This window comes from Citrobacter sp. Ct235 (assembly GCF_030332305.1).
Taxonomy (GTDB): domain Bacteria; phylum Pseudomonadota; class Gammaproteobacteria; order Enterobacterales; family Enterobacteriaceae; genus Citrobacter_A; species Citrobacter_A telavivensis.
The window spans coordinates 611362-637762 of the sequence record NZ_JAOWIC010000049.1 but is presented as its reverse complement, the minus strand read 5'-3'; the positions used below and the strand labels follow the sequence as shown (position 1 = coordinate 637762).

Below are 26401 nucleotides of genomic sequence, written 5' to 3'. Positions count from 1 at the left end.
TTGTGATAACACAACGGGGAATAACATAGGATATTGTTATGCCAGATCGCTTTCGGTAAAGACTGCACTGCCGGTCTGGCGGTCGCTGGTACGATTTCGACCTTCGTTCTTCGAACGGTAGAGGCACTCATCCGCTTCAACCATCAATTTGTTAAATACGTCCGTCAGCGAATGGGGGCCGATGCTGCCGTTCCCCAGGCCAATGCTCACCGTCATATAGATGTTCTGCTGGTTCCAGGTGAAGGGTTGCTGCGCCACCGCTTTACGGATGTTTTCCGCCAGAAGCATTCCCTCTTCAGGGTGCGTTGAAGGTACCACAACGACAAACTCTTCCCCTCCCATACGCGCCACCAGTCCCCGATCGCCGACAATCTGCTGAATACGCTGGGCAAACACGCTCAGCACCAGATCGCCACATTCATGGCCGAAGTTGTCATTAATGCTCTTGAAATAGTCGATATCCAGCAGCATGACGGTAATATGCTGTGAGCGCGAATATTCCTGGCGCTTCAGCGCTTCATAGAGTCCTGAACGGGAATAGACCTGGGTGAGAAAATCGAAATCGGCGCGCAGGGAAACCTGCTTCATCAAGGAATTAATCGCCGCTACGCTGACTGAAACCATAATGGGACAAATCGCCATCGTGGCAATTCCCAGTCGTGCAGAGAACATCTGCGGCGTAGACAATGGCGACTCCACCGCGATATTGATGATCGAATTTGCCACCAGCACGATTTCAACGGCACCGGTAAGAAAGGTCAGCAGACAGGTGACCTGCGGCGTATAACGTACCGCACACCAGATCAGCGCCGGCAGCGGAAAAGCCAGGCTTCCGGCACCGCCAATAATGACCGACGCCAGTACCGAGATAATTAACGCCGCCACCGGCATCAGTTGTTCAGGCTTAAAGCGTTTGACCGCACCGGGAATACCCAGCGTCAGCATACAGGGCACAATCAGCACCCCTGTCGAGAATTGTTCGCTAAACCAGTCAGCAACCAGCGGCCAGAATGAAAGTCGGTCGATGCCAACGGACCCCATCGCCCCCAATATTGCGCAGAGCAGCGCCGCTACCAGACAGTAATTAAATAAGCGTAAGGCACTGATGGGCTCATATTTATTTTTCCCCAGTCGTTTATCGCGGATCACCAGTTGGGCGACAACCACGATAAACACCATGTTGGAGAGATTAATGACAAGCGACACCCAACCCCACTCGGTGGTGATTGCATCATAGCCCAACATCGCAACGTAGCTGACGGCATAATAATGCAGTTTGTTAAGCCAGACATAGCGGGCAAAAACCCCGGCGATCACGCCGTTTAGCGGCCAGAACAGAGAAAGTTCATGCACCAGACGCAGTTCCGCACCAATAAAGTAGAACAGTGTCGTTAAAGCAAAAATAGCGCTGGCGTTACGCAGTGGATGGCCTTCCTGAAACAACCGGAAAGACGGAATGTGGAGTGCGTGCATTAAATATCTATCCATATAATTGCCGTTGGCAATTATCTCTGGGTAATGATTATATTATTTAAGAGAATAGCATGAATTATTCTCAAAGATAGTCATCCCCCGCTGCGTTAACCTATTATTTTGTTAACCCCCCCACCAATAACCCTGGTTAATAAATGGGTATTTTCAGGGAGCGGTTGTAACCATTTAATTATTACTGTTTATTCATTTGGATAACTAACCAGTGATGGATAACAGCAACCACATACCGTTGTTGCTCATCGCTCAGCGGCTGTCCCTGCGCGATATTATGCCATTTAGCAAGACAACCGCGACAGCAGGTCGCCGTGGCGTGCTGGGCGATAAACACCGGATGACCGCGCATCGGCGTTTGCTTACCATCATTGACAGGCATCGCCGGAGCAAGCCGCTGTGCCACAAAATCCGCAGCATGCCTGTCGATAACCTCAGCCCCTTTATCCCAGCAATACTGTCTCTCTTTTGTTCCCAGACGAAAACGGGAACGAAACGTCGAGCGCGACAGACGGGCAAAAAGTGGATCAAACGTGTTCATCAGTACACTGAGCGTCCTAGTCGTTGAGTGAGTTGTTCCAGAACCGCAATGCCTGCCAGCGAATTACCGGTTGGATCCAGTTCCGGGCTCCAGACGGCGATCGCCATCTCATGCGGCACAATCGCGACAATTCCCCCACCAACGCCCGACTTCGCGGGTAAACCAACACGCCACGCAAACTCTCCGGCGTTCTGATACATTCCGCTGGTCGCCATCAGCGCATTGATCTGTCGCGCCTGCATCGGCGTCACCACGGGCTCATCGAGATGAAACGCTTTTCCCTGGTTAGCAAGAAAGACAAAGGTCTTCGCCAGCTCCACACAGCTCATTTTCAGCGCGCAGTAATGAAAATAGTTTTGCAGGACCGTCGTGACGTCATGGTGAAAATTGCCGAAGGATTTCATCAGCCAGGCGATGGCGGCATTGCGGGCGGAATGTTCGAACTCCGAGCGGGCCACCACCGCATCATAAGCGATATCAGCCACGCCGCTCAGCGCGCGCACCACTTCCAGCATACGTTGACGCGGTGCGCTGAGTCGTCCCTGCAACATGTCGCAGACGACCAGCGCCCCGGCATTAATAAACGGATTGCGCGGAATGCCGTGTTCCATTTCTAACTGTACCAGCGAGTTAAACGGCGAGCCGGACGGATCTTTCCCCACCCGTTGCCAGATCTCATCCTCTGAATAGTGACGCATCGCCACCACCAGACTGAGCACCTTCGAAATCGACTGAATGGAAAAGCGTTCTGTCGCATCTCCGGCATGCCAGAGCTGTCCCTCCACGGTGCAAATCGCAATACCCAGTCGGGAACCCTCAACCGAAGCAAGCGCAGGAATATAATCCGCCACGTTGCCCTGACCAATCAGCGGGCGAACCTCTGTCAGAATGGTCTCTAAAATTGAATTGTCCAGGGTGATTGCCACACCACACTCCTTGCCTGCCGGTCTGAAAAGGGCTGCGAGTATAGCAGAGCTAAATACCTCGCGTCAGGCCGGAAGACGGAATCTCGCCACGGCGTGAATCAACTGATGCGATTCATTATGCAACTGCCGTGAGGAGGCTGATGCGGTATCCACCAGCTCGCGGGTGTCGCGGGCAACCAGATTCAGCGCCTGCAACTGACGCGTCATCTGATGGATTCGGGTTCCCTGATGCAGCGTTGCGGCTGAGATATCATTCAGCGAGGCGCCCAGATTCTCCACCAGCGCGATCACCTGTTGCAGATTTTCTTCCAGATGCGTCACCGCACTCGACCCTTCTTCTATCCCCTGCAGGGAATGATAGATCAGCGCCTGAATATCCTGCGTAGACTGACTGCTCTTGCGCGCCAGCAGCCCCACTTCTTTTGCCACCACCGCAAAGCCGCGTCCTTGCTCACCGGCATGAGCGGCTTCAATGGCCGCGTTCAGCGCCAGGATGTTGGTCTGGAAGGCGACGTTATCAATCAGCGCAATAATCCCGCGCATCTCTGCCGAGCGCGTCACGATCGCCTGCATCGAACGATTCACCGTGTCCATCATTCTGTCACCGCCAGCCGCAATGGTACGGGCTTCTTCCGCACGCTGATTCGCCAGTTGGGCAAACCCGCTGTTATCTTCAACGTGCGTTTCCAGCACAGAAATATGCGAGGTGACGTTATTCAGCTCCTCGTTCTGTTTTTCGGACTGTTGATACAGGCGCGTATTGTTCTGCGCCAGCCTTTCGATATTGTCGGCCATCGCCGTGGTCGCCTTACTGACCTGTCGGACTAACTCGCGTAGTCCCTGCTGCATCGAACCGATACGCACGTGGAGTTGCGACACTTCCCGGTTCGCCCCGGACACTGCGGGAAGCGGTTGTGAAAGATCGCCAGCCGCCAGAATGTCGATGAACGCTATCAGCCGACGCAGCGGAGAAATGACCCAGCGCGACATCCCCCACCAGACCGCAACCGCAATAGCCAGCAGCACCCCCGGCAGTACCAAAAACAGATGCTGGAGACTCAACAGGCGATCCAGCAACTGCTGCCGTCCGCTTTCCCGCGCCTGCGCGCTGACCTTTTGCACTCTGGCATAGTTATCATTGAAGTCGGCCTGAAATGCCTGAATGGGCACGGCGAAGAACGCATCAATCGACTGCGTCTGGCTTAATCCTGCCACTTGTTCCTGAATGCCGCCGCTAAAGCGCTGATAGCTGTCGACCAGCCCGTCGTCCGCCTGCGGGTTCATCTCGCGCCACGCCTGCCATGCGGTTGTCGACTGGGTTAACGCCTGTCGGGCTTCGTCGATCAGCGGCTGCCAGCTTCCTTCAGAACCCGTGGCGGCATCCTGCATAAAGTAGACCCCCGCCCGGTTGAGCAGATCGCTGGCCGTCAGTAGCGCAATCCGCGCCTCTTCGACCTTTGTCTGCTGACGCAACGCCAGTTGGTTACGCTGTTCATTTTCCCGGGCCTGGCTAACTGAAAATGACAGCATCAGTGACGAGGTCAGTTGCAGTACGGAAAACAACGCAATGATGCAAAAAATCCCGGTCAACAGGCCAAACTGCTGCGGTAAAAAACGGCGCGCCTGGCGACGTAAAGTTTGAGTTAAGTTCATAATATTCTTCAGTATCAACACGTTAATCGCGAGTCTACGAAGCGTAAATGACAAAATTATGGCGGAAATATGACAAGACGCCCCGCAGGGCGTCAGAAAGATCAGCGTCGGTTTTTCCAGACGGTCTGCACGTTACAAAATTCATGCAGGCCAAAGTGCGAAAGCTCGCGACCAAAACCGCTCTTCTTCACGCCGCCAAACGCGACCCGGGCATCGCTGGCGCTAAAACCGTTAATAAAGACACCGCCACATTCCAGACGCGCAGCCATCTCCTGTGCACGGGCTTCATCGGCGGTAAAGAGGGTTGCGGACAGACCAAAATCACTGCAGTTTGCCAGTTCCAGCGCGTGTTCGGCACTCTTCGCCACGCCGATCGCCGCAACCGGCCCGAAGAGTTCCTCACGAAACGCGGTCATCTCTGGGGTCACATTCGCCAGCACGGTGACCGGATAATAGCTCCCACCGGTGGAAGGCTTCTCGCCGCCAAGCAGTAGCTGAGCGCCTTCGGCGATGGTAGCCAGCACCTGCTGATGCAATTCATCGCGCAGATCGGCACGCGCCATTGGGCCGAGTTCAGTCTCCTCCGCCAGCGGATCGCCCTGCTTCAGCGCGCCCGCTGCCGCCACAAAGCGCTCGATAAAGCGCTCCGCGATCCCCTCTTCGAGGATAAAGCGTTTCGCCGCCGCGCAAACCTGTCCGCTATTCTGATAGCGCCCGGCCACTGCCGCCTTCACCGCCAGATCCAGATCGGCATCGTTAAGCACAATAAACGGATCGGAACCGCCCAACTCCAGCACGCATTTTTTCAGCGCCGCACCGGCCTGAGCGCCAATGGCCGCCCCGGCTCGCACGCTGCCGGTCACCGTCACCGCCGCAATTCGCGGATCCTGAATCAGCGTACTGACGCCCTGATTATCCGCATTCAGCCAGCCGTAGACGCCAGCGGGGATCGCCGCGTCGGCAAAGACCTGGCTTATTATCTGCGCACAGCCGGTGACGTTGGGTGCAGGCTTGAGCAAATACCCATTCCCGGCCAGTAAAATCGGCACCGCGCCACGCAGTACCTGCCACAAAGGAAAATTCCACGGCATGACCGCCAGCACGGTGCCTAAGGGACGATACTCAATCACCGCCTGATGGTTTTCCACCTGTGTCGGTTCGGCGGCCAGCATCGCCGGACCCTGTTCAGCATACCAGTCGCACAGCGCCGCCGATTTGGCGACCTCCGCACGCGCCTGCTTAATGGGTTTGCCCATCTCGCGGGTAATGCACTGCGCCATCTCTTCGCCACGCGCACGTAAGGCCTCGCCGATATCGCGTAATTTCTGCGCCCGATGCGCTGGCGTCGTCAGTTTCCAGCCGCGCAATCCCGCAGCAGCACACTGTAGCGCCTGCTCGATTTCCTGAGCCGTAGACCACGGCAGCGCCGAAAGGTGTTCGCCATTATGCGGGTTGGTGGAAATGGCATGGGTTGCCGATGAAATCGTCATACTGTCTCTCCGTGGTTCTTGATGTCATCATCATGGACGCGTTTACTCTTTCCGAAAAATGAATAATATTAACTAAACTATTCACTATGAGAGAATGCTATGGATCTGACCCAACTGGAGATGTTTAACGCGGTTGCCGAAACGGGCAGCATCACCCAGGCGGCGGCGAAGGTGCATCGCGTCCCTTCCAATCTCACCACCCGTATTCGTCAACTGGAGGCTGACCTCGGCGTCGATCTGTTTATTCGTGAGAACCAGCGCCTGCGACTTTCTCCCGCCGGGCATAACTTTCTGCGCTACAGTCAGCAGATCCTTGCGCTGGTTGACGAGGCGCGGATGGTCGTCGCTGGCGATGAACCCCAGGGGTTATTCTCACTGGGCGCGCTGGAGAGTACGGCAGCCGTGCGTATTCCGGCCACGCTTGCCCGCTACAATCAGCGCTACCCCAAAATCCAGTTCTCCCTGGCGACCGGCCCTTCTGGCACGATGCTGGACGGCGTGCTTGAGGGTCATCTCAACGCCGCCTTTGTTGACGGCCCGATTACTCACCCCGGTCTTGAAGGGATGCCGGTGTATCAGGAAGAGATGATGGTGGTCACGCCGCACGGCCATGCGCCGGTAACTCGCGCCAGCGAGGTCAACGGCAGCAATATTTACGCCTTTCGCGCCAACTGCTCTTACCGCCGCCACTTCGAAAGCTGGTTTCATGCCGATCGGGCGATGCCGGGCACAATCCACGAAATGGAGTCCTATCACGGCATGCTGGCCTGTGTGATTGCTGGAGCCGGTATCGCGCTGATCCCCCGCTCGATGCTTGAAAGTATGCCCGGACATCAGCAGGTCGAAGCCTGGCCATTGGCCGAGAACTGGCGCTGGCTGACCACATGGCTGGTCTGGCGACGCGGTACGATGATGCGCCAGCTGGAGGCGTTCATTGAGCTGTTAACAGAGCAGAAATGAAAACGAGATCTGAGTCACAAAACGGTTGTCTTTTCATCAGCAAACGTTTTAAGATCCCCTTCTCTCCTTTTTCGCAACGAACCGATTCATTTTTATGACAACTCAAACGGTCTCCCGCAAAGTCGCATGGTTACGGGTCGTTACGCTGGCTATTGCTGCGTTTATTTTCAATACCACAGAATTTGTCCCTGTGGGCCTGCTCTCCGATATCGCGCAGAGTTTTAACATGCAGACCGCGCAGGTCGGGATCATGCTGACGATCTACGCCTGGGTTGTCGCGCTGATGTCCCTGCCGTTCATGCTGCTGACCAGCCAGGTTGAGCGGCGTAAATTGCTGATTTGCCTGTTTGCACTGTTTATCGCCAGCCATGTGCTCTCTTTCCTGGCGTGGAACTTTACCGTGCTGGTGATAAGCCGTATCGGGATTGCCTTTGCTCATGCAATCTTCTGGTCGATTACCGCCTCACTGGCGATCCGCCTTGCCCCAGCGGGCAAACGCGCTCAGGCACTAAGTTTACTGGCCACCGGAACAGCGCTGGCGATGGTGCTGGGCTTACCGCTCGGGCGCATTGTCGGTCAGTATTTTGGCTGGCGAACCACGTTCTTCGCTATCGGGATGGGAGCGTTAATCACCCTGATTTGCCTGATCAAACTGCTGCCAAAATTGCCAAGCGAACACTCGGGTTCGCTGAAAAGTCTGCCGCTGCTGTTCCGTCGTCCGGCGCTGATGAGCCTCTACCTGTTGACGGTCGTGGTGGTGACGGCGCACTACACCGCGTACAGCTACATCGAACCGTTTGTGCAGACCGTTGCCGGGCTAAGCGCCAATTTCGCCACCGCACTGTTACTGGTACTGGGCGGTGCGGGCATTATCGGCAGCATTATCTTTGGTAAGCTTGGCAATCGCCACGCTTCGGCGCTCATTACCGTTGCCATTGCACTGCTGCTGGCCTGCCTGATGCTGCTGTTACCTGCCGCGGACAGTGAGTCTCAACTGGCGGTCCTGAGTCTCTTCTGGGGGATTGCCATCATGGTCATTGGCCTGGGAATGCAGGTAAAAGTCCTGGCGCTGGCCCCGGACGCCACGGATGTGGCGATGGCGCTGTTCTCCGGCATTTTCAATATTGGTATTGGCGCAGGCGCGCTGGTGGGAAATCAGGTGAGTCTGCACTGGTCGATGTCAACGATTGGCTACGTGGGCGCCATTCCGGCCCTTGCTGCGCTTATCTGGTCGGTGATTATCTTTCGTAAATGGCCCGTCTCACTGGAAGAGCAGCCACAGCATTCCTGAAAAAAAGCCCGGTCATGACGACCGGGCTTTTTTTCAGTAGGTTTTAATAATTTCCAGCACGCCGTTAATAATAAACTGCACGCCCATACAGACCAGCAGGAAGCCCATCAGGCGAGAAATGGCTTCAATACCGCCCTTACCCACCAGACGCATAATCGCCCCGGAACTGCGTAAGCATCCCCACAGGATCACCGCCACCAGCGCAAAGATGATCGGCGGCGCGACGGTAATCACCCAGCCAGGAAAATCCGTTCCGTGACGCACCGTTGAGGCGGAGCTGATGATCATCGCAATGGTTCCCGGTCCCGCCGTGCTTGGCATCGCCAGCGGCACAAAGGCAATATTGGCGGTCGGCTCGTCTTCCAGTTCTTCCGACTTACTCCGCGCCTCAGGCGAATCATGCGCTTTCTGCTGCGGAAATAGCATACGGAAACCGATAAACGCCACAATTAAGCCCCCGGCGATGCGCAGGCCTGGAATGGAGATGCCGAAGGTATTCATCACCAGCTGGCCCGCATAGTAGGCCACCATCATGATGGCGAACACGTAAACCGAAGCCATAAGCGACTGGTGATTGCGCTCCGCACTGTTCATATTCCCGGCAAGGCCGAGAAACAACGCGATGGTTGTCAATGGATTCGCCAGAGGAAGAATCACCACCAGCCCCAGTCCTATTGCTTTAAACAAATCCATCATATTGACTGCCATTCCTGTTTAACCCTGTGTTAGCGGCAAGTATAAGTGGAAAACCATGAAGTTAGCCATTCTGGCGCTGTAAGGATTCGTTATCGGTTAGAAGCATAACCAGTAATTATCATTAATTAAATAAAGTGTGACGTGAGGCGCATCTTTTCCCTTTTAGCAATTCGTGTGATCGGTAAATCCATTCGTTTGACTTATAGTTGCCTGGGCAATATTATCTGCCGTAACTAAATACTTGCCAGGGCAACCATTGTGAAAAGCACCAGTGACTTATTCAATGAAATCATCCCACTGGGGCGCTTGATCTACATGGTCAATCAGAAAAAAGATCGTCTGTTGAACGACTATCTCTCACCGCTGGATATCACAGCAGCACAGTTTAAAGTGCTCTGCTCTATCCGCTGTGCGGGCTGCATTACCCCGGTTGAACTGAAAAAAGTGCTGTCTGTCGATCTCGGTGCCTTGACGCGCATGCTCGATCGTCTGGTCTGCAAAGGCTGGATTGACAGACTTCCTAACCCGAATGACAAGCGCGGCGTACTGGTGAAACTCACCGAGCACGGCGCGGCAATTTGTGAGCAATGTCATCAATTAGTAGGACAAGACCTGCACCAGGAATTAACAAAAAACTTAACGGCGGACGAAGTGGCAACGCTTGAGCATTTGCTTAAGAAAGTCCTGCCGTAAAACAAGAAGAGGTATGACGATGTCCAGACGCAATACTGACGCTATCACCATTCATAGCATTTTGGACTGGATCGAAGATAACCTGGAATCGCCGCTCTCACTGGAAAAAGTGTCTGAGCGTTCAGGTTACTCCAAATGGCACCTGCAACGGATGTTCAAAAAAGAGACCGGCCATTCATTAGGTCAGTACATCCGCAGCCGTAAAATGACCGAAATAGCGCAAAAATTAAAAGAAAGTAACGAGCCGATTTTATATCTGGCGGAACGTTACGGTTTCGAGTCGCAGCAGACGCTGACCCGGACGTTCAAAAACTATTTCGACGTTCCGCCGCATAAATTCCGTATTACCAATATGCACGGCGAATCGCGCTATTTGCTTCCGCTGAATCATTGTAACTAACCATCGCCTGTAAACGACGTAATCGAGGAAATCATGAAACTGTTGTCTTCTGCAATGCTGGCCCTGCTGCTTGTTGTCTCAGGTCAGAGCGTTGCGGAACAATCCGCGCAGCCCACCACGACGAACAGTCGTGACACGATGATTGTCCCCACCTCTCTGGAACAATCGCCGTTTGATTTTAACCACATGGGCGCGGGAAGCGATAAGTCCGACGAACTGGGCGTGCCTTATTACAACCGGCACCGCCTGTGATTCGTTTTTGCCCTGCTCATGCAGGGCTTTTTTTTACCCTCTCACCTGCGCCGTTTTGCGCCAGCGAAAGCCAAACACGTTGATGTACAGACCCGCCATAATCAGCACCGCACCAAACAATTGCAGCGCGCTCAGCGTTTCGTCGAGCAGCAGCGCTGCGCTTGCCAGTCCCACCACCGGCACCAGCAGAGAGAGCGGCGCGACACGCCAGGTTTCATAACGACCAAGCAGCGTTCCCCAGATCCCGTAGCCGACAATTGTGGCGACAAAGGCCAGATAGACCAGCGATAAGATCGTTGTCAGATCGATGGCGATAAGGCTTTGCACGATTTGCGCCGCGCCGTCGAGAAACAGCGAGGCGGCAAAAAACGGCAGTATCGGGATCAGCGCGCTCCAGACCACCAGCGACATCACCGGCGGGCGCGAGGCATGACCCATTATTTTTTTGTTGAAGATATTGCCGCAGGCCCAGCTGAATGCCGCCGCCAGCGTCAGCATAAAGCCGAGCAGCGCCACATGCTGCCCATTGAGACTGCCTTCAATCAGCACCAGCACGCCAAAGACGGCGAGCGCAATCCCGGCAATTTGTTTACCCTGCAAACGTTCGCCAAAGGCAAATGCCCCGAGCACGATGGTGAAGAAGGCCTGCGCCTGCAACACCAGCGACGCCAGCCCTGCCGGCATGCCGAATTTGATCGCGCAAAACAGAAAGGCAAACTGACCGAAGCTTATCGTCAGGCCGTAACCGAGCAGCAGCGAAAGCGGAATACGCGGACGCGCAACAAAGAATATCGCCGGAAATGCCACCAGTAAAAAGCGTAACCCCGCCAGCATCAGCGGCGGCATCGCGTGCAGTCCGACCTTAATGACGACAAAATTCAGCCCCCATACCACCACCACCAGTAATGCCAACAGCCCGTCTTTGCGCGTCATACCACGGCTCCGCGAAGTTTAAATTTTTGTAAACAAGTTAAAGTAGCGGAACTCCCTTCCCCGTAACAGATCATAAATTCTGGTAGGGATAACAGTGCACAATAGAACAATTTATCCGCTATACATCACAATTTTGCCGTGCTATTCCTTTACATATCTAAAAAAAACATAACGAATCGCACTGTCGGGCAGATACATGAACAAGACTTTGAGACGATCCACCCTCGCTTTACTCGCCTCCTCACTGTTGTTGACGATCGGTCGTGGCGCAACGCTGCCCTTCATGACCATTTATCTGAATCGCCAGTACGACCTGGGCGTGGATCTGATCGGCTATGCCATGACCATCGCGCTGACCATCGGCGTGGTCTTTAGCCTCGGTTTTGGCATTCTGGCGGATAAGTTCGACAAGAAGCGCTACATGCTGCTGGCAATTTCCGCCTTTGCCTTTGGCTTTATCGCCATTCCACTGGTGCATAGCGTGGTGCTGGTGGTGCTGCTCTTTGCCCTGATTAACTGCGCTTACTCGGTGTTTGCCACCGTACTGAAAGCATGGTTTGCTGACCATCTCTCACCCGGCGCGAAGGCGAAAATCTTCTCACTGAACTATACGGTGCTGAATATCGGCTGGACGGTGGGCCCACCGCTCGGCACGCTGCTGGTGATGCAGAGCATCAACTTGCCCTTCTGGCTCGCGGCAATCTGCTCCGCTTTTCCGCTGGTGTTTATCCAGCTGCTGGTCAAGCGCTCTGTCGCCGCCGTCGATGGCGAAAACAGCGTCGCCTGGTCGCCTTCCGTGCTGCTGCATGATAAAGCGCTGTTCTGGTTTACGCTGTCAGCGTTTCTGGCCTCGTTTGTGAGCGGCGCGTTTGCATCCTGCCTCTCCCAGTACGTTATGGTCGTTGCCGACGGCAACTTCGCGGAGAAAGTGGTGGCAGTGGTGTTACCCGTTAACGCCGCGGTGGTCGTCAGCTTGCAGTACGCACTGGGACGCAGACTGACGCCGGGAAACATTCGCCCTCTGATGGCCTTTGGCACGGTCTGTTTTGTCATTGGCCTCGGCGGGTTCATGATCTCCGGCAACAGCCTGCTGTTATGGGGGGTATCCGCCGCGATCTTTACCCTTGGCGAAGTGATCTACGCGCCAGGTGAGTACATGCTGATCGACAACATCGCTCCTTCGGGCATGAAGGCCAGCTATTTCTCCGCGCAGTCGCTGGGCTGGTTGGGGGCGGCGGTTAACCCGCTGGCCAGCGGCGTTATTCTGACCTCTTTCCCCGCGTGGACGCTGTTCGTCGTCCTGATGATAGCGATTATTGCCGCGTGGGCGCTGATGCTTAAAGGCATGCGCGCCAGGCCCTGGGGCCAGGCGGCGCTGTGCTGATCCGATGTCGCGCAGGCGCAGGCCTGCACGATTGTCAGATAGCCACTAATCCGCGTACCCCTTCTGACGCCATATTTTCGCCACGCCCGCGTTGAATAATGCTGCCGCGTGACATCAGCAAATAGTTGTCCGCCAGTTCTGCCGCGAAGTCGTAGAACTGCTCAACCAGCAAAATCGCCATGTCGCCGCGACGGGCAAGTTGGGCGATCACCTGACCTATCTCCTTGATAACAGAAGGCTGAATGCCCTCCGTCGGCTCATCGAGAATCAACAATTGCGGACGACTCGCCAGCGCACGACCAATCGCCAGCTGCTGCTGTTGACCGCCCGAGAGATCGCCGCCGCGTCGCTGTTTCATCTCTTTCAGTACCGGGAACAGCGTGTAGATCTCTTCCGGTACCGTTTTGGCTTCACGCGACGAAAAACGCGACAACCCCAACAGCAGGTTTTCTTCGACCGTGAGTCGCGGGAATATTTCGCGGCCCTGCGGCACATACGCGATACCCGCCTGTACCCGCTGGTGCGGCTTACGATGGGTGATATTCTTCTCCTGCCAGGTCACCGTTCCGCTACGTGCCGGAATCAACCCCATCAGACACTTCAGCAAGGTGGTTTTACCCACGCCGTTGCGCCCCAGCAGGCAGGTCACTTCACCAGGCCTGGCGTCAAAGGTGACGCCGCGCAGAATATGGCTGCCACCGTAGTATTGATTCAGTTCATTCACCTGTAGCATCTTCTGCACTCCTTAGCGCCCAAGATAGACATCAATCACCTGCTCATTGGCCTGAACGTCGCGCAGGCTGCCCTGCGCCAGCACCCGTCCCTGATGGAGCACCGTGACGTGGTCGGCAATGGTTTCCACAAACCCCATATCATGTTCCACCACCATCAGCGAATGCTTACCCGCCAACGTGCGAAACAGCTCTGCGGTGTATTCTGTCTCTGCATCCGTCATTCCGGCGGCGGGTTCGTCGAGCAGCAACAGATGCGGCTCCTGCACCAACAGCATGCCGATCTCGAGAAACTGCTTCTGACCATGAGACAACATTCCGGCGCGACGCCCTCTTTCTGTCCGCAGGCGCAGCAGACCCAGCATCTCATCGATGCGATCGCGCTGTTCGCTGTTTAGCCTGGCGCGCAGTGACGCCCACACCGATTTGTCGTTTTTCATCGCCAGTTCGAGGTTTTCCTCCACCGTCAGCGCTTCGAACACCGTCGGCTTTTGAAACTTACGGCCAATTCCCTGGCGGGCAATGGCGATCGGATCCAGCGTGGTCAGATCGGTTGACTGGTCATACAACGCCTTGCCGCTTTGCGGACGCGTCTTCCCGGTAATCACATCCATCAGCGTGGTTTTCCCCGCACCGTTAGGGCCAATGATGCAGCGCAGTTCGCCGACGCCAATATTCAGCGTGAGATCGGTTAACGCTTTAAAGCCATCAAAGCTGACGTTGATGTTTTCCAGTTGCAGCACCGGGTCCGTCTGCTGGCGATAGCGATCGCCGGGAACCTGGCGGGTAAAAAGGCCTTCATCTGGCTGCATTATTTTTCTCCTTTGCGGAACAGGCCTATCACGCCGCGCGGTAAAAAAAGCGTGACGCCAATGAAGATAAGCCCCAGAAACAGCTGCCAGTATTCCGGCATGATAACGGTGAAGAGGCTTTTAGCGCCGTTCACCGTCACCGCGCCGATGACCGGGCCAATCAGCGAACCGCGCCCGCCGAGCGCCACCCAGATGGCGGCTTCGATAGAGTTGGTCGGTGACATTTCGCTGGGGTTAATAATCCCGACCTGTGGCACATACAGCGCCCCCGCCAGTCCGCACAGCACGGCGGAGAGCGTCCAGACCAGCAGCTTGAAGCCTTTCGGATCATAGCCGCAAAACATCAGCCGGTTTTCCGCGTCGCGCACGGCGGTGAGGATCCGGCCAAATTTACTGCGCGCCAGCGCAAATCCCAGCCACAGTGCCAGCATCAGCAGTAATAGCGTCGCCAGAAACAGTCCAATGCGGGTAGTCGTCGCGGTGATCGGCATTCCGAGGAGAGTGGTAAATCCGGTAAAGCCATTGTTGCCGCCAAAGCCGGTTTCATTACGAAAGAACAGCAGCATACCGGCGAAGGTCAGCGCCTGCGTCATGATCGAAAAGTAGACGCCCTTAATTTTCGAGCGGAAGGCAAAATAGCCGAAGATGAGCGCCAGCCCCCCCGGAACCAGCACCACCAGCGCCATTGCCCACGCAAAATGCTGGGTTCCCCACCAGAACCACGGCAATTCACTCCACGAAAGAAAGGACATAAACGCCGGCAACCCTTCGCCGGAGGCCTGGCGCATCAGATACATCCCCATCGCATAGCCGCCAAGCGCGAAGAAAAGCCCGTGTCCCAGCGACAGCATTCCGGCATAGCCCCAGACGAGATCCAGCGCCACAGCAACGACCGCATAGCAGAGAATTTTCCCGGCAAGTTGAAGCGTCCACACAGAAATGGCCAGCGGATGATCGGCGGGCAGCAAGGTGAGAAACGGCAGGATAATCAGCGTCAGCAGGATAATCGCCCCCAGCGCCCGGCTGACGCGCGGCGCTTTACGCGCCAGTGTTAAGGTCATTGGCATCGTCATGATTCGGTAACCCTCCCTTTCAGGGCAAACAGTCCCTGGGGTCGTTTCTGAATAAACAAAATGATCAACACCAGAATCACTATCTTCCCGAGAACCGCCCCCATCTGCGGCTCAAGAATTTTGTTGAACACGCCCAGACCAAACGCCGCCGCCACGCTGCCGGCAAGTTGACCCACGCCGCCCAGTACCACCACCAGGAAGGAGTCGATGATATAGCCCTGACCCAGTTCCGGGCCGACGTTACCCAGTTGCGACAAGGCGACACCGCCGAGGCCCGCAATCCCCGAACCGAGTCCGAAGGCCAGCATGTCCACACGTCCGGTCGGCACGCCACAGCAAGCCGCCATACTGCGGTTCTGGGTGACCGCGCGTACCCGCATGCCCAGTCGCGTTTTGTTCAGCAGCAGCCAGGTGAAGAACAGCACCAGCAGCGTGAAACCCAGTACCACAATGCGGTTCCACGGGAGTACCAGACTGGCGTAGACCTGCACGCCGCCGGAAAGCCACGCCGGATTCGCCACCTCCAGGTTTTGCGCGCCAAAGGTCATCCGCACGAGCTGAATCAGCATGAGGCTTATCCCCCACGTCGCCAGCAGCGTTTCCAGCGGACGTCCGTAGAGATGGCGGATCACCCCGCGTTCCAGAATCATTCCCGCGCCTGCGGTAAACAGAAAGGCGACTGGCAAGGCAACCAGTGGATAAAAGGCCAACCACTGCGGCATGAACTGCGCCATCGCCTGTTGCACCATCCACGTACAGTACGCCCCGAGCATCAACATTTCGCCGTGCGCCATGTTGATAACCCCCAGCAGACCATAGGTGATCGCCAGCCCCAGCGCCGCCAGCAGCAGTACCGATCCCAGCGAGAGCCCCATAAACGCCTGTCCAAGCAGATCGCCAATCGCCATCCGCTGCTGAATGCGCGCCAGGCTATCACTGGCCGCCGCACGCACGCTGGCATCCGGTTCATGCGCCTTGTCAGTAAAAGGCTGCAGGCGCGCCTGCATTTCCGGATCGCTGGATTCCCCCAACAGCGCGATCGCCTCGCGACGAATCTCAGCGGATGGACTGGTCAGTTGCAGATTAGCCAGCACGCGGGTCAGATGTGTTTTCACTTCCGCATCCGTTTCCTGTGCCAGGCGCTGTTGGATAAAAGGCAGCATGGCTGGCTGTGCGTCGCGCTGAAGCGTACGGGTTGCTGCCAGCCTTTGTGTGACACTGTCACTAATAAGCTGATGTGTCGCCAGCGCGCCAGCGACAAGAATACGTAGTCGGTTGGTCAGGCGCAGCGGTTTTAGCGCGCCCGTTGGACTGCTGGCACTCCCCAGGGCGACGACCTGCGATCCCTCTCGGGTAAAAGCCTGTTTTGAGCCGTCAGTGAGCACCGCCTCCCGGCTCAGTGCCGTCAGCAGCGGCAAACGTTGTGTTTCAGGTGCCGCTGCCCACTGTTCGAGCAGTTGCGCCTGCTCGCTGCGACTGGCGGCAACGAACACATCGGCATCGCTCGCCTGAACGAACCATGGCAGAAGCCCGAACGCCAGCAGCAAGCCGCGAATAAAGCCCATGGCTTTCATGTCGTGATCTCCAGAAGTCACCCTCCGCTGGAGGGATAAGAACGTTGACAAACCTTGCGACGCGTTCGCCGGATGACGGCTTGCGCCTTATCCGGCCTACATCTGCTTCCCCCTGCTCTGTCCAGGCCCAATAAGCTTGCGCCATCGGGCATCACGGCGTCTGCGCCCGCAGGAGGGCTTAACGTTAGTTGCTGGCTGTTTTCACCGGTTGTTCAGATTTTTTGTCATTACCGGCAATGAACGGGCTCCACGGTTGGGCTCGAACCGGCTCTTCGGTCTGCCACACGACGTTGAACTGACCGTTGCCTTCAATCTCGCCAATCATCACCGGCTTATGCAGATGATGGTTGGTGGCATCCATCGTCAGGGTAAAGCCAGACGGAGCCTTGAAGGACTGTCCGGCCATCGCCGCACGGACTTTATCCACATCCGTCGTCCCGGCTTTTTCAACGGCCTGCGCCCACATATGCAGGCCAACGTATGTCGCCTCCATCGGGTCGTTAGTCACAACGGTGTCGGCATTTGGCAGCTTATGGGCTTTGGCGTATGCGCGATAATCGGCGACAAATTTCTGATTAGTGGCGTTATCAACCGATTCGAAGTAGTTCCAGGCGGCAAGGTTACCCACCAGTGGTTTGGTATCAATCCCACGCAGTTCCTCTTCGCCCACGGAAAACGCGACCACCGGAACATCGGTGGCTTTCAGCCCCTGGTTTGCCAGCTCTTTATAAAACGGGACGTTAGAATCGCCATTGATGGTCGACACCACGGCCGTTTTACCCCCGGCGGAGAACTTTTTGATGTTGGCGACAATGGTCTGATAATCACTGTGACCAAACGGCGTGTAGACTTCTTCAATATCTTTATCGGCAATCCCTTTTGAATGCAGGAACGCACGCAGAATTTTGTTGGTCGTACGCGGATAAACGTAATCGGTGCCCAGCAGGAAGAAGCGTTTGGCGCTTCCACCGTCCTCACTCAGCAGGTACTCAACCGCCGGGATCGCCTGCTGGTTGGGTGCCGCGCCGGTGTAGAAGACGTTCGGCGACATCTCTTCCCCCTCGTACTGGACGGGGTAGAACAACAGGCCGTTCAGCTCTTCAAAAACCGGCAACACCGACTTACGCGACACGGAGGTCCAGCAGCCAAACACCACCGCCACCTTATCCTGGCTCAGCAACTGTCGTGCTTTCTCGGCAAACAGCGGCCAGTTTGAAGCCGGGTCAACCACCACCGGTTCCAGCTTCTTGCCTAATACGCCCCCTTTGGCGTTGATCTCATCAATCGTCATCAGAGCCACATCTTTCAGCGGCGTTTCGGAGATAGCCATCGTGCCGGAAAGTGAGTGCATAATGCCCACTTTGATGGTATCGGCGGCCTGAACGCTAAAACTGAAGCCCATGGCGGCAACCGAGGCCGAGAGGGCAAACGCTTTGAGTAAGGTACGACGCTGCATAATTTCACTCCTGAAAATAAAAATGCTGTGAGTTCTGGTGCGACCCGACAAACAACACGGCGCAAAAATGAGTTCAGGAGGAATAAGGCAAAAAGGATGCCAGAACGGGGATGAAGAGGAAAAAGTGTTAAAACGCACGACCAGACGGGCTTAGCGCGGAGGATGCTCCATCATGAACCCGCGTTGCATTATTAGTGTGCAACGCGGTGTGCATTATTGAGGCAACTTACCAGACCTGTTGGGCTATTTCGGTGATAAGTTTAATTTTGTTCCACTGCTGGGCTTCCGTGAGGGTGTTCCCCTCTTCCGTCGAAGCAAAACCGCACTGCGGGCTGAGACAAATTTGCGCTTTGTCGACATAGTGTGCCGCTTCCTGCAGGCGCGCTTTTACTCCCTCCGGGTTTTCCAGTTCACCATTTTTGGTGGTCACCAGTCCCAGCACCACCTGCTGGTGGCCAGGGCGGATAAAGCGCAGCGGCGCAAAGTCGCCGGAGCGATCGTTGTCGTATTCCAGGAAAAAGGCATCGACGTTGACGCTGCCGAACAGGATCTCCGCAACCGGTTCATAGCCGCCTTCGGAGATCCAGGTTGAGCGGAAGTTGCCGCGGCAGACGTGCAGGCCCACCGTCAGATCGGCCGGTTTATCCGCCAGCGCCCGGTTGATAACATCGGCATAAATCCGCGCCAGTTCGTCAGGGGAGTCCCCACGCTCGCGAATTTGCTGACGCTGGGCATCAGAGCAGAGATACGCCCATACCGTGTCATCCAGTTGCAGATAGCGACAGCCTGCGGCGTAGAAAGCGTGGATAGCATCGCGCCAGGTCGTCGCCAGATCGTCAAAATAGGCCTCAAGATCCGGATACACTGAGGCATCGATATCCTTACGCCCGCCGCGAAAGTGCAGCACGCTGGGGCTGGGAATGGTCATCTTCGGTTGCGCGTTACCGCTGATGCTCTTCAGATAGCGGAAATCCTCCAGCATTGGATGATCGCCGAAAGCCAGTTTGCCGGTAACCCGCACACCGTGCGCTTTGGTCTGCACACCATTAAACTGAATGCCCTGCTGTGAGTCATAACGCTCCACCCCTTGCAGACCGTCGAAGAAATCAAAATGCCACCAGGCGCGGCGGAACTCACCGTCCGTGACAACGTGCAAACCGCAGGCGCACTGCTGTTCGACCACCCGGCGAATCGCGTCGTCTTCGACGGCGCGTAACTGCAGTGCGGTTAACTCACCGCGCGAAAACTGTTGGCGGGCAACTTTGATGTCGTCGGGACGTAAAAAGCTGCCAACGACTTCTGCACGAAATGGGGCCTGTTGTCTTTGCATGTGATCTCCTTCGTCGTCAGGCAAAGGTTGCCTGACGTGATAGTTTCTTATTTAAACATTTAGACTTCTGGATGTCCATGCGTCCAAATTGACATGCAAGGGTCGTTCAGGCAAACGAGATAAATTCATGGATGATGAAAAAAATTCATCTTCAGTCTGCGGGACAGGCAAACGCGTAGCCTTCGTCTGCCCATCCGGTGATACCGCCAATCATCACCTTCACCGGTATGCCCAGCCTTGCAAGCTTCAGCGCCGCGCGGTCGGCACCGTTACAGTGAGGCCCGGCGCAGTAAACCACAAACAGGGTATCCGCAGGCCATTGCGCCATCCGTTCGGCGGTCATCATGGCATGCGGCAGATGAATAGCGCCCGGAATATGGCGATGTGCAAACGTCTCCGGTCTTCCCACTACGTGGAGTAAGACGAAATCCGGCTCCCCGCTATGGATACTTTCATAAACATCGGCGCAATCTGTTTCCAGACTCAAACGCGACAGGAAATGGTTGACCGCAAGGGCGGATGCGGCGGCTGGAAACTCAGTGACATGACTCATTCTGCTTTCTCCTCAGGGACGATTGTGTTTACAATAATTTAACCATCCCTGACCTCACATACCGCCTTCAACTATGCCAAAAAACGCCAGGATTATGCCAAAAACACCGCGCCCGCTGGTGGTCGTGCTCGCCTATGACGGACTGTGCACCTTCGAGTTTGGCGTGGCGGTCGAAATCTTTGGCCTGCCGCGCCCGGAACTGGGTGCTGACTGGTATCGTTTTGCCGTTGCGTCTGTCGATCCCGGTCCACTCTGCGCGACCGGCGGCGTGCGGATGATGGTGGATGGAGGGCTGGAACTGCTGGCTGAGGCGGATACCATTGTTATTCCCGGCTGGCGGGACAGCGACGCGCCGGTGCCGGAAGCCTTGTGTGTCGCACTGCGCACCGCACAGGCGCGAGGTTGCCGCCTGCTGTCGATCTGTTCCGGCGTGTTTGTACTGGCGGCGACCGGGTTGTTGGATGGGCGCAAAGCCACCACCCACTGGCGCTACACTGAGAAACTCCAGCAGCGTTTCCCGGCGGTCGAGGTGCTTGATGACGTTCTCTACCATGATGCGGGACGGTTGCTGACCTCAGCGGGCAGCGCGGCGGGTATCGACCTTTGTCTCTACCTGGTCAGAGAGGACTACGGCCTCGAGGTTGCCAACAGCGTTGCCCGACGACTGGTGGTGCAACCCCATCGCGACGGCGCGCAACCACAGCAACTGCTACGCCCCGTTGCCCGGCAGCGTGAAAGCCAGACGCTCGGCCCGTTGTTTGATTTTCTGCATCAGAATCTGACGATGAATCATGACACCGCCTCGCTGGCCAAACGCGCCGGAATGAGTTCGCGCACATTTTTGCGGCGTTTCACCGACTGTACGGGCACCACGCCTGCGCGTTGGATCCTCAACGAACGTTTATTACGGGCGCGCGATTACCTGGAAAATTCACCGCTCAGCGTGGAAATGATCGCGGAACAAACCGGTTTTGGCAGTGCGGCGCTATTTCGTCACCATTTTCGCCACGCTTATTGTCTGTCCCCGTCACAATACCGAAAGAAATTTACTTTTAATGTTAAATAATCACCTAATTCAGCTTTTGTTTAGGTTAACGCTGCTATTATCTCTTTCACCAACCGAAATTAAGGTAAGCGAGGAAAAACACAACCCGTCAAAGGAGGTAATTATGCTGGGTAATATGAACGTTTTCATGGCCGTTCTGGGAATTATTTTATTTTCTGGATTCCTGGCCGCTTATTTCAGCCACAAATGGGATGACTAATGAACGGAGAAAGTCCTGAACCGATAAGGCCCCTTGTCGCAACACTGCACAAGGGGCCATTTTTTTATCTCCGACAGGCAAAAAAAAACCGCCGGATAACCGACGGTGAATGCTTGCATGGATAGATTTGTATTTTACTTTTTCTATCATCCTGCCAATCCCGGCAGAGACAATAGACAGCCAATACCTTACCACGCCAATTCTCAATGAATGTTAAACGACAGGAACTAAGATTCCGGCGCGTCTCGTTTCCACTCTTTCTTACTCTGGCAACATGCAGTACGGGAAGACCACGGTTCAGCGGAACGTGTATTCTGTAAATCTTGCGATTCAGGACGGGAATTCCAGCGTTTTCTCTGTAATTTCTTGCGCATCAACAGCTGCATATGACCTCCGGGTTTCACTGTTTTAGTCCATTAATCAACTTGTTGACAGGAATTTAGCATATCGAGTGCAGACTTATGTCAGCTAACGGCCTGTTTTGTAAAGACCGCGTGAACGGGGGCGACGTTTACCACGTTGGTCATTCGTTGGTTCTTATCGATAAACATACAACGGTTTCTTCCCGTCTGTTTCCCCTCATACATGGCTTTGTCGGCACGACCTAATACGGTATTCAGGGACTCGCCCGGCCAGCCGCGGGTGATTCCGCCTGTTGCTGTGATATCCAGAGTCCCGCCAGGATAGTGAATCGTTGTGCTCGCAATGGCCTGACAAATGCGTAAACCGGCCTGTCGGGCTTCTTCATCCGATTTTGCCCGGATGACAATCACAAATTCCTCGCCGCCATAGCGGTAAGCCGTTTCATCGCTGCGCGTCCAGGCCGTCAGATTCGTCGCCAGCATACGTAGTACGATGTCCCCCACCAGGTGACCATAGCCATCATTAATCGATTTAAATCGGTCAATATCCAGCAACAAGAGATATAACTCCAGCGGCGCGGCGTCTTTAAGTTGTCTGTCAAACGTTTCATCCAGCATCCGACGTCCAGGAAGACCGGTTAATATATCCATATTGCTTCGCAGATTGACCAGAGATATTTTATATTCCATCACTTTCGCGGTGAAGCTTAATAAGCTGTCCTGAAAATGGTCAAAATGGGCACCGCGCCAACGCTTTTCAATGACCGCCAACATTAATTCACGACCCGATTCATGCATTTTAGCGTGTGCATATTCCATTTCGCGAAAATGTTCCCACTCCTCGTGACTGTGCACGACATGATTTTTTAACCAGTGGCCAAAATGGCATAAACAATGTGCGTTAGTAGCAATAATATCTGCCTGCGACGCATCCTCTGTGACCACACAGTGGAACATTTTGACTAACCACTGATAATGCGTATCAATAGACTGATTAAGCTCTAAGAGGATAGCATCAATTTCTACTGTCTTTTTAATCATCGCCACTCCTTCGCATCTGTTCCATTTCGAAAAATAGTGTAACGAGATAAAAGCAAGGTTATGTCAATTTATTAATAGAAGAGGATGGGATCAACGGTTCAGAGCAATATGCTGATTTAACCCCGACATAACGCCCTCAGAATGGCATGTTCTCCTGTTTGTCCAATTTTGTAAGAATGGTATGCCCCAGATAATTACTCCAGTTAAAACTATTTTGCAGCACCACCACCGCATTCTGATTCCGTTTGTCAAAACCAATATAACTGGAATATCCGCCAATATACCCTACCTGCCAGGTTATCTGGCGATCGGCTAAGGTATCCGTCACCCACGCAATATTCGCCGCTTCTTTTTGACGATAAAACTGGATGCGGGAAACATCCGCAAACGCGCGGGCGAGCACGGCGTTGTCCCCTGGCGCAAAATGGGCCCGTGCGTAGCCCGCCAGATCGCGCGCGCTGCTGTATAAACTCGCCGCCCCGACCATGTTGTGGCGGAACGTCCAGTCCGGCGTCAGTTCGCCGCGTTGAATGAGCTTCGGCTGATCTCCCGCGTGGCCTAATGCGCGATACGGATAGGCTTTGAGCGACGTCGGCACAAAACTGCTGTTGCTCATCTGTAGTGGCTGGAAGATCAGACGACGGGCCAACGCCGGGATCGACTCACCGGTTTGACGTTGCACGATGTAGCCAAGCAGCGCGTAACCGATATTGGAATAGCGCGGCACGCGCGCTTCAGGCGCGGTGAAGTCGGAGAGAAATGTCAGCACCGTGTCGTTATCCAGTTGGGTATAAAAATTTTCACCCGTACTGAAATAGTGCAGAAGATTTTCCAGAGTCAGCAAATCCATCGGTTGTCTGGGTAAACCGGAAGTATGCGTCGCCAGTTGCAGCAGGGTAATTTTTCTGGCGTCCTCGCTTAGCGGCGTACTGGCCGGTAGCAGTTGCGCCAGCGTGTCGTTCCACTGAAGCACGCCCTGATTCACCAGAACGGTAGTGACTTCCGCGGTCACCCCTTTACTCAGCGACCCCAGCGCAAATAGCGTGTCCGGCGTGATCGGATAACGATGCCTGCTGTCGGTCACACCGTAACTGTGGAACTCCACCGGCCCGTTGTGCTGAATAACCGCCACCACCATCCCGGGCACCTGCTTTTCCTGCATATACTGGCGGATCATCGGATCGATGCCGCGCGCGTAGTAACCCACCACCGCCTGCGCACGCTGTTCAGCCGGCATATTCATCTGCGATAAGGTGCTGTTGCCACAACCGGCCAGTAGCAGGACAGAGGAAAGAAGGAGGGGTGCGGATCCTTTCATGGGATGAAAATCACCTGAAGGGTATCAGCGCAGAAAGGGAGGAAAACAGGCATGTGCAATCGCGGACTCCGAAAAAAAGAAGTCCGCATTGTACATCAAGTTACCCGTATTGAGTTGTCAATCGTCTTATCCCGCCAGGCCACGGTGTCTGAGCATGTGGTCGATCTGCGGTTCATTTCCTCGCCAGGCCGGGTAAAGATGCTCTAAATCTTTACTGTTGCCCCGCGATAAGATCGCCTCGCGGAAACGCTGACCGTTCTCGCGCGTCAGCCCGCCCTGCTCCACAAACCACTGAAAGCCGTCATCCGCCAGCATCTGCGTCCAGAGATAGGCGTAATAGCCTGCCGCGTAACCCCCGCCAAAAATATGCGCAAAATAGCTGCTGCGATAGCGCGGCGGTACCGCCGGAAGACTGAGTTGCTCTGCCGCCAGCAGTTGCTTTTCAAACGACTCGACCGGCTGGCTCGATGCTTCAACAGACAGCCTGTGCCAGCCCATATCCAGCAGCGCGGCGCCGAGCAGTTCGCTCATGTCATAGCCTTTATTGAACAGGCTTGCCTTACGCATTTTGTCCTGTAGAGCCTCTGGCATTTTCTCGCCGGTAGCATAATGGCGGGCGTAGCGCCCAAATACCGCCGGGTGGCTCGCCCAGTGTTCGTTGATCTGCGATGGAAATTCAACGAAATCACGCGGCGTATTGGTGCCGGAGAGCGTGGCATAACGCTGTGAGGCAAACAGCCCGTGCAAGGTATGACCGAACTCATGGAACAGCGTGATGACATCATCCCAGAGTAACAGCGCGGGCTGTCCCGCCGCGGGCTTCTGATAATTGCAGACGTTGTAGATAACCGGTTGGGTTTCGTTGAGCGTCGACTGCTCGACAAAATTGCCCATCCAGGCACCGCCGCTTTTCGAATCACGGGCAAAGAAATCACCGTAATAAAGCGCCAGTCCGACGCCGTTATGATCGAAGATTTCCCAGACGCGCACATCCGGATGGTAGACCGGAATATCAAAGCGCTCGATGAATTTGATGCCAAAGAGTTGGTTGGCGGTCCAGAACACCCCTTCGTGCAGAACGGTATCCAGTTCAAAATAAGGTTTTAGCTGTGACTCATCTAACGCATATTTCGCGCGACGCACCTGCTCGGCATAAAACGACCAGTCCCAGGCCTGCGCGCTAAACCCGCCCTGTTCGTCATCAATGACCTGCTGAATATCGGCCAGTTCATTCAACGCCCGCTGACGTGCGGCAGGAACGATTGCGCGCATAAACGCCAGTGCGGCGTCTGGCGTTTTTGCCATCTGATCGGCGATTTTCCACGACGCGTAATCCGCAAAGCCCAACAGTTGCGCCTGACGGGCCCGAAGGGTGACCAGTCGCTGAATCAGCGCTCGCGTGTCATTGTCGTCCCCTTTCTCCGCGCGACGCCACCCGGCGTTAAACAGATTCTCCCGCGTCTGACGATCGCGCAGCACGCTTAACGCCGGCTGTTGGGTCGTATTCAGTAGCGGAATGAGCCATCCTTCGGCTAGCCCTTTTTCACTCGCCGCCTGACGCGCGCTGGCTACCTCTTCCGCACTGAGTCCCTCCAGCTGATGGGCATAGTCCACCACCAGACCACCGGATTTATTCGCCGCCAGCAGGCGCTGGTTAAACTGGCTGGTGAGCGTCGCCGCTTCGGTATTAAGTGCCCGGAGCTGCATTTTGTCGGCGTCGCTCAGCTGCGCACCAGCAAGGACAAAGCGCTGATGCGTCACCTCAATCAGACGCACGGATTCGCTGTCGAGCCCCAGCGCATCGCGATGCTGCCAGACGTGGTCGACGCGGGAAAATAGCGCACTGTTAAGCCAGATATCATTCGCCAGTTCCGCGAGCTCGGCGGAAAACGCCTCATCGAGACGCTGAAGTTGCTCATTGGTATGCGCGGCGGTCATGGCAAAGAAGACACTGGTAACGCGGGTCAACAGTTCACCGCTTTTCTCCAGCGCGAGAACGGTATTGGTAAAATCCGGCGCATCGCGGTTAGCGATAATCACGGCGATGTCCTCCCGCTTTTGCTTCATCCCTTCATCAAATGCGGGACGATAATGACTGACTTCAATCAGATCAAAACGGGGTGCCTGATACGGTAACAGGCTGTGGCTAAAGAACGGATTCGTTAACGACATCTTTCACTCC

Annotated in this window: 25 protein-coding genes; 8 read left to right on the top strand and 17 right to left on the bottom strand. The window is 55.2% G+C overall.

The features are described 5' to 3' along the window. Positions 1–36: 36 nt before the first annotated feature. From OGY35_RS20200 to sad, 5 genes are all read right to left on the bottom strand, one after another. Entirely contained in the window at positions 37–1473 is a 1437-nt protein-coding gene (locus tag OGY35_RS20200) for a GGDEF domain-containing protein (protein WP_286633249.1), read from the bottom strand. Positions 1474–1666: 193 nt separating this feature from the next. Continuing rightward, a complete protein-coding gene (locus tag OGY35_RS20195) occupies positions 1667–2026 on the bottom strand; it encodes a DUF4186 domain-containing protein (RefSeq protein WP_178825405.1) in 360 nt (119 codons plus the stop codon). After that, positions 2026–2952: a glutaminase B gene (glsB, locus tag OGY35_RS20190; protein WP_152404726.1), complete on the bottom strand. Its 927-nt coding sequence runs from the start codon at positions 2950–2952 to the stop codon at positions 2026–2028. Before glsB ends, OGY35_RS20195 begins: the two co-directional genes overlap by 1 nt. 63 nt (positions 2953–3015) lie before the next feature. Continuing rightward, positions 3016–4605, bottom strand: a complete 1590-nt coding sequence (locus OGY35_RS20185) for a methyl-accepting chemotaxis protein (RefSeq protein ID WP_286633248.1) — start codon at positions 4603–4605, stop codon at positions 3016–3018. Between the two features lie 101 nt (positions 4606–4706). Then, positions 4707–6095, bottom strand: a complete 1389-nt coding sequence (gene sad, locus OGY35_RS20180) for a succinate-semialdehyde dehydrogenase (RefSeq protein ID WP_286633247.1) — start codon at positions 6093–6095, stop codon at positions 4707–4709. Positions 6096–6194: 99 nt separating this feature from the next. Here sad and ptrR point away from each other — a divergent pair, with 99 nt between their 5' ends. Together ptrR and OGY35_RS20170 are read left to right on the top strand one after the other, a co-directional pair. Further along, entirely contained in the window at positions 6195–7055 is an 861-nt protein-coding gene (gene ptrR, locus OGY35_RS20175) for a putrescine utilization regulator PtrR (protein WP_286633246.1), read from the top strand. 94 nt (positions 7056–7149) lie between these two features. Then, positions 7150–8346 carry a sugar transporter gene (locus OGY35_RS20170; RefSeq protein ID WP_286633245.1) on the top strand — a complete coding sequence of 399 codons (1197 nt, stop codon included), beginning with the start codon at positions 7150–7152 and terminating at the stop codon, positions 8344–8346. 33 nt (positions 8347–8379) lie between these two features. Here the strand turns inward: OGY35_RS20170 and OGY35_RS20165 are convergent, their stop codons facing one another. Next, a complete protein-coding gene (locus OGY35_RS20165; RefSeq protein WP_152404736.1) occupies positions 8380–9042 on the bottom strand; it encodes a MarC family NAAT transporter in 663 nt (220 codons plus the stop codon). Between the two features lie 258 nt (positions 9043–9300). On the opposite strand from OGY35_RS20165, the gene marR reads away from it, so the two are divergent. Genes marR through marB form a run of 3 tightly spaced genes read left to right on the top strand, consistent with a single transcriptional unit; the run spans position 9301 to position 10387 of the window. Beyond that, positions 9301–9735, top strand: coding sequence for a multiple antibiotic resistance transcriptional regulator MarR (gene marR, locus OGY35_RS20160; RefSeq protein WP_046480788.1), 435 nt, complete (start codon positions 9301–9303; stop codon positions 9733–9735). A gap of 19 nt (positions 9736–9754) precedes the next feature. After that, a complete protein-coding gene (gene marA, locus OGY35_RS20155; RefSeq protein ID WP_152404738.1) occupies positions 9755–10135 on the top strand; it encodes an MDR efflux pump AcrAB transcriptional activator MarA in 381 nt (126 codons plus the stop codon). 33 nt (positions 10136–10168) lie between these two features. Continuing rightward, on the top strand, positions 10169–10387 hold the full coding sequence (marB, locus tag OGY35_RS20150) for a multiple antibiotic resistance protein MarB (RefSeq protein ID WP_152404740.1): 219 nt from the start codon (positions 10169–10171) through the stop codon (positions 10385–10387). 33 nt (positions 10388–10420) lie between these two features. On the opposite strand, the gene eamA is transcribed toward marB, so the two are convergent. Then, on the bottom strand, positions 10421–11320 hold the full coding sequence (gene eamA, locus OGY35_RS20145; RefSeq protein ID WP_152404742.1) for an O-acetylserine/cysteine exporter: 900 nt from the start codon (positions 11318–11320) through the stop codon (positions 10421–10423). A 196-nt stretch (positions 11321–11516) separates the two neighbouring features. Here eamA and ydeE point away from each other — a divergent pair, with 196 nt between their 5' ends. Next, positions 11517–12704, top strand: coding sequence for an efflux MFS transporter YdeE (gene ydeE, locus OGY35_RS20140; RefSeq protein WP_286633244.1), 1188 nt, complete (start codon positions 11517–11519; stop codon positions 12702–12704). 34 nt (positions 12705–12738) lie between these two features. Here the strand turns inward: ydeE and urtE are convergent, their stop codons facing one another. From urtE to OGY35_RS20105, 7 genes are all read right to left on the bottom strand, one after another. After that, complete coding sequence (gene urtE / locus OGY35_RS20135) at positions 12739–13437, bottom strand: urea ABC transporter ATP-binding subunit UrtE (protein ID WP_152404746.1); 699 nt, start codon at positions 13435–13437, stop codon at positions 12739–12741. Positions 13438–13449: 12 nt separating this feature from the next. Beyond that, positions 13450–14247, bottom strand: coding sequence for an urea ABC transporter ATP-binding protein UrtD (urtD, locus tag OGY35_RS20130; protein ID WP_286633243.1), 798 nt, complete (start codon positions 14245–14247; stop codon positions 13450–13452). Further along, positions 14247–15320 (bottom strand): urea ABC transporter permease subunit UrtC, encoded by a 1074-nt coding sequence (urtC, locus tag OGY35_RS20125; protein ID WP_286633242.1) that lies wholly within the window; start codon positions 15318–15320, stop codon positions 14247–14249. Before urtC ends, urtD begins: the two co-directional genes overlap by 1 nt. Continuing rightward, complete coding sequence (gene urtB / locus OGY35_RS20120) at positions 15317–16894, bottom strand: urea ABC transporter permease subunit UrtB (protein WP_286633241.1); 1578 nt, start codon at positions 16892–16894, stop codon at positions 15317–15319. The genes urtC and urtB overlap by 4 nt, the downstream gene beginning before the upstream one ends. Before the next feature lie 184 nt (positions 16895–17078). Continuing rightward, a complete protein-coding gene (urtA, locus tag OGY35_RS20115) occupies positions 17079–18350 on the bottom strand; it encodes an urea ABC transporter substrate-binding protein (RefSeq protein ID WP_286633240.1) in 1272 nt (423 codons plus the stop codon). Between the two features lie 226 nt (positions 18351–18576). Then, the gene (locus OGY35_RS20110) at positions 18577–19680 is read right to left on the bottom strand and encodes a cobalamin-independent methionine synthase II family protein (protein WP_286633239.1); all 1104 of its coding nucleotides are present in this window, start codon (positions 19678–19680) and stop codon (positions 18577–18579) included. Between the two features lie 151 nt (positions 19681–19831). Then, a complete protein-coding gene (locus tag OGY35_RS20105; RefSeq protein ID WP_286633238.1) occupies positions 19832–20233 on the bottom strand; it encodes a rhodanese-like domain-containing protein in 402 nt (133 codons plus the stop codon). A 73-nt stretch (positions 20234–20306) separates the two neighbouring features. Between OGY35_RS20105 and ftrA the strand changes: the two genes are divergently transcribed. Together ftrA and mgtS are read left to right on the top strand one after the other, a co-directional pair. After that, a complete protein-coding gene (gene ftrA, locus OGY35_RS20100; RefSeq protein WP_286633237.1) occupies positions 20307–21299 on the top strand; it encodes a transcriptional regulator FtrA in 993 nt (330 codons plus the stop codon). Between the two features lie 103 nt (positions 21300–21402). Further along, positions 21403–21498: a protein MgtS gene (mgtS, locus tag OGY35_RS20095; RefSeq protein ID WP_000901367.1), complete on the top strand. Its 96-nt coding sequence runs from the start codon at positions 21403–21405 to the stop codon at positions 21496–21498. 464 nt (positions 21499–21962) lie between these two features. On the opposite strand, the gene OGY35_RS20090 is transcribed toward mgtS, so the two are convergent. From OGY35_RS20090 to dcp, 3 genes are all read right to left on the bottom strand, one after another. Beyond that, positions 21963–22901, bottom strand: coding sequence for a diguanylate cyclase (locus OGY35_RS20090; protein WP_286633713.1), 939 nt, complete (start codon positions 22899–22901; stop codon positions 21963–21965). Between the two features lie 136 nt (positions 22902–23037). Continuing rightward, the gene (locus OGY35_RS20085) at positions 23038–24219 is read right to left on the bottom strand and encodes a serine hydrolase domain-containing protein (protein ID WP_286633236.1); all 1182 of its coding nucleotides are present in this window, start codon (positions 24217–24219) and stop codon (positions 23038–23040) included. A gap of 126 nt (positions 24220–24345) precedes the next feature. Next, complete coding sequence (gene dcp / locus OGY35_RS20080) at positions 24346–26391, bottom strand: peptidyl-dipeptidase Dcp (protein WP_286633235.1); 2046 nt, start codon at positions 26389–26391, stop codon at positions 24346–24348. Between the last annotated feature and the right edge of the window lie 10 nt (positions 26392–26401).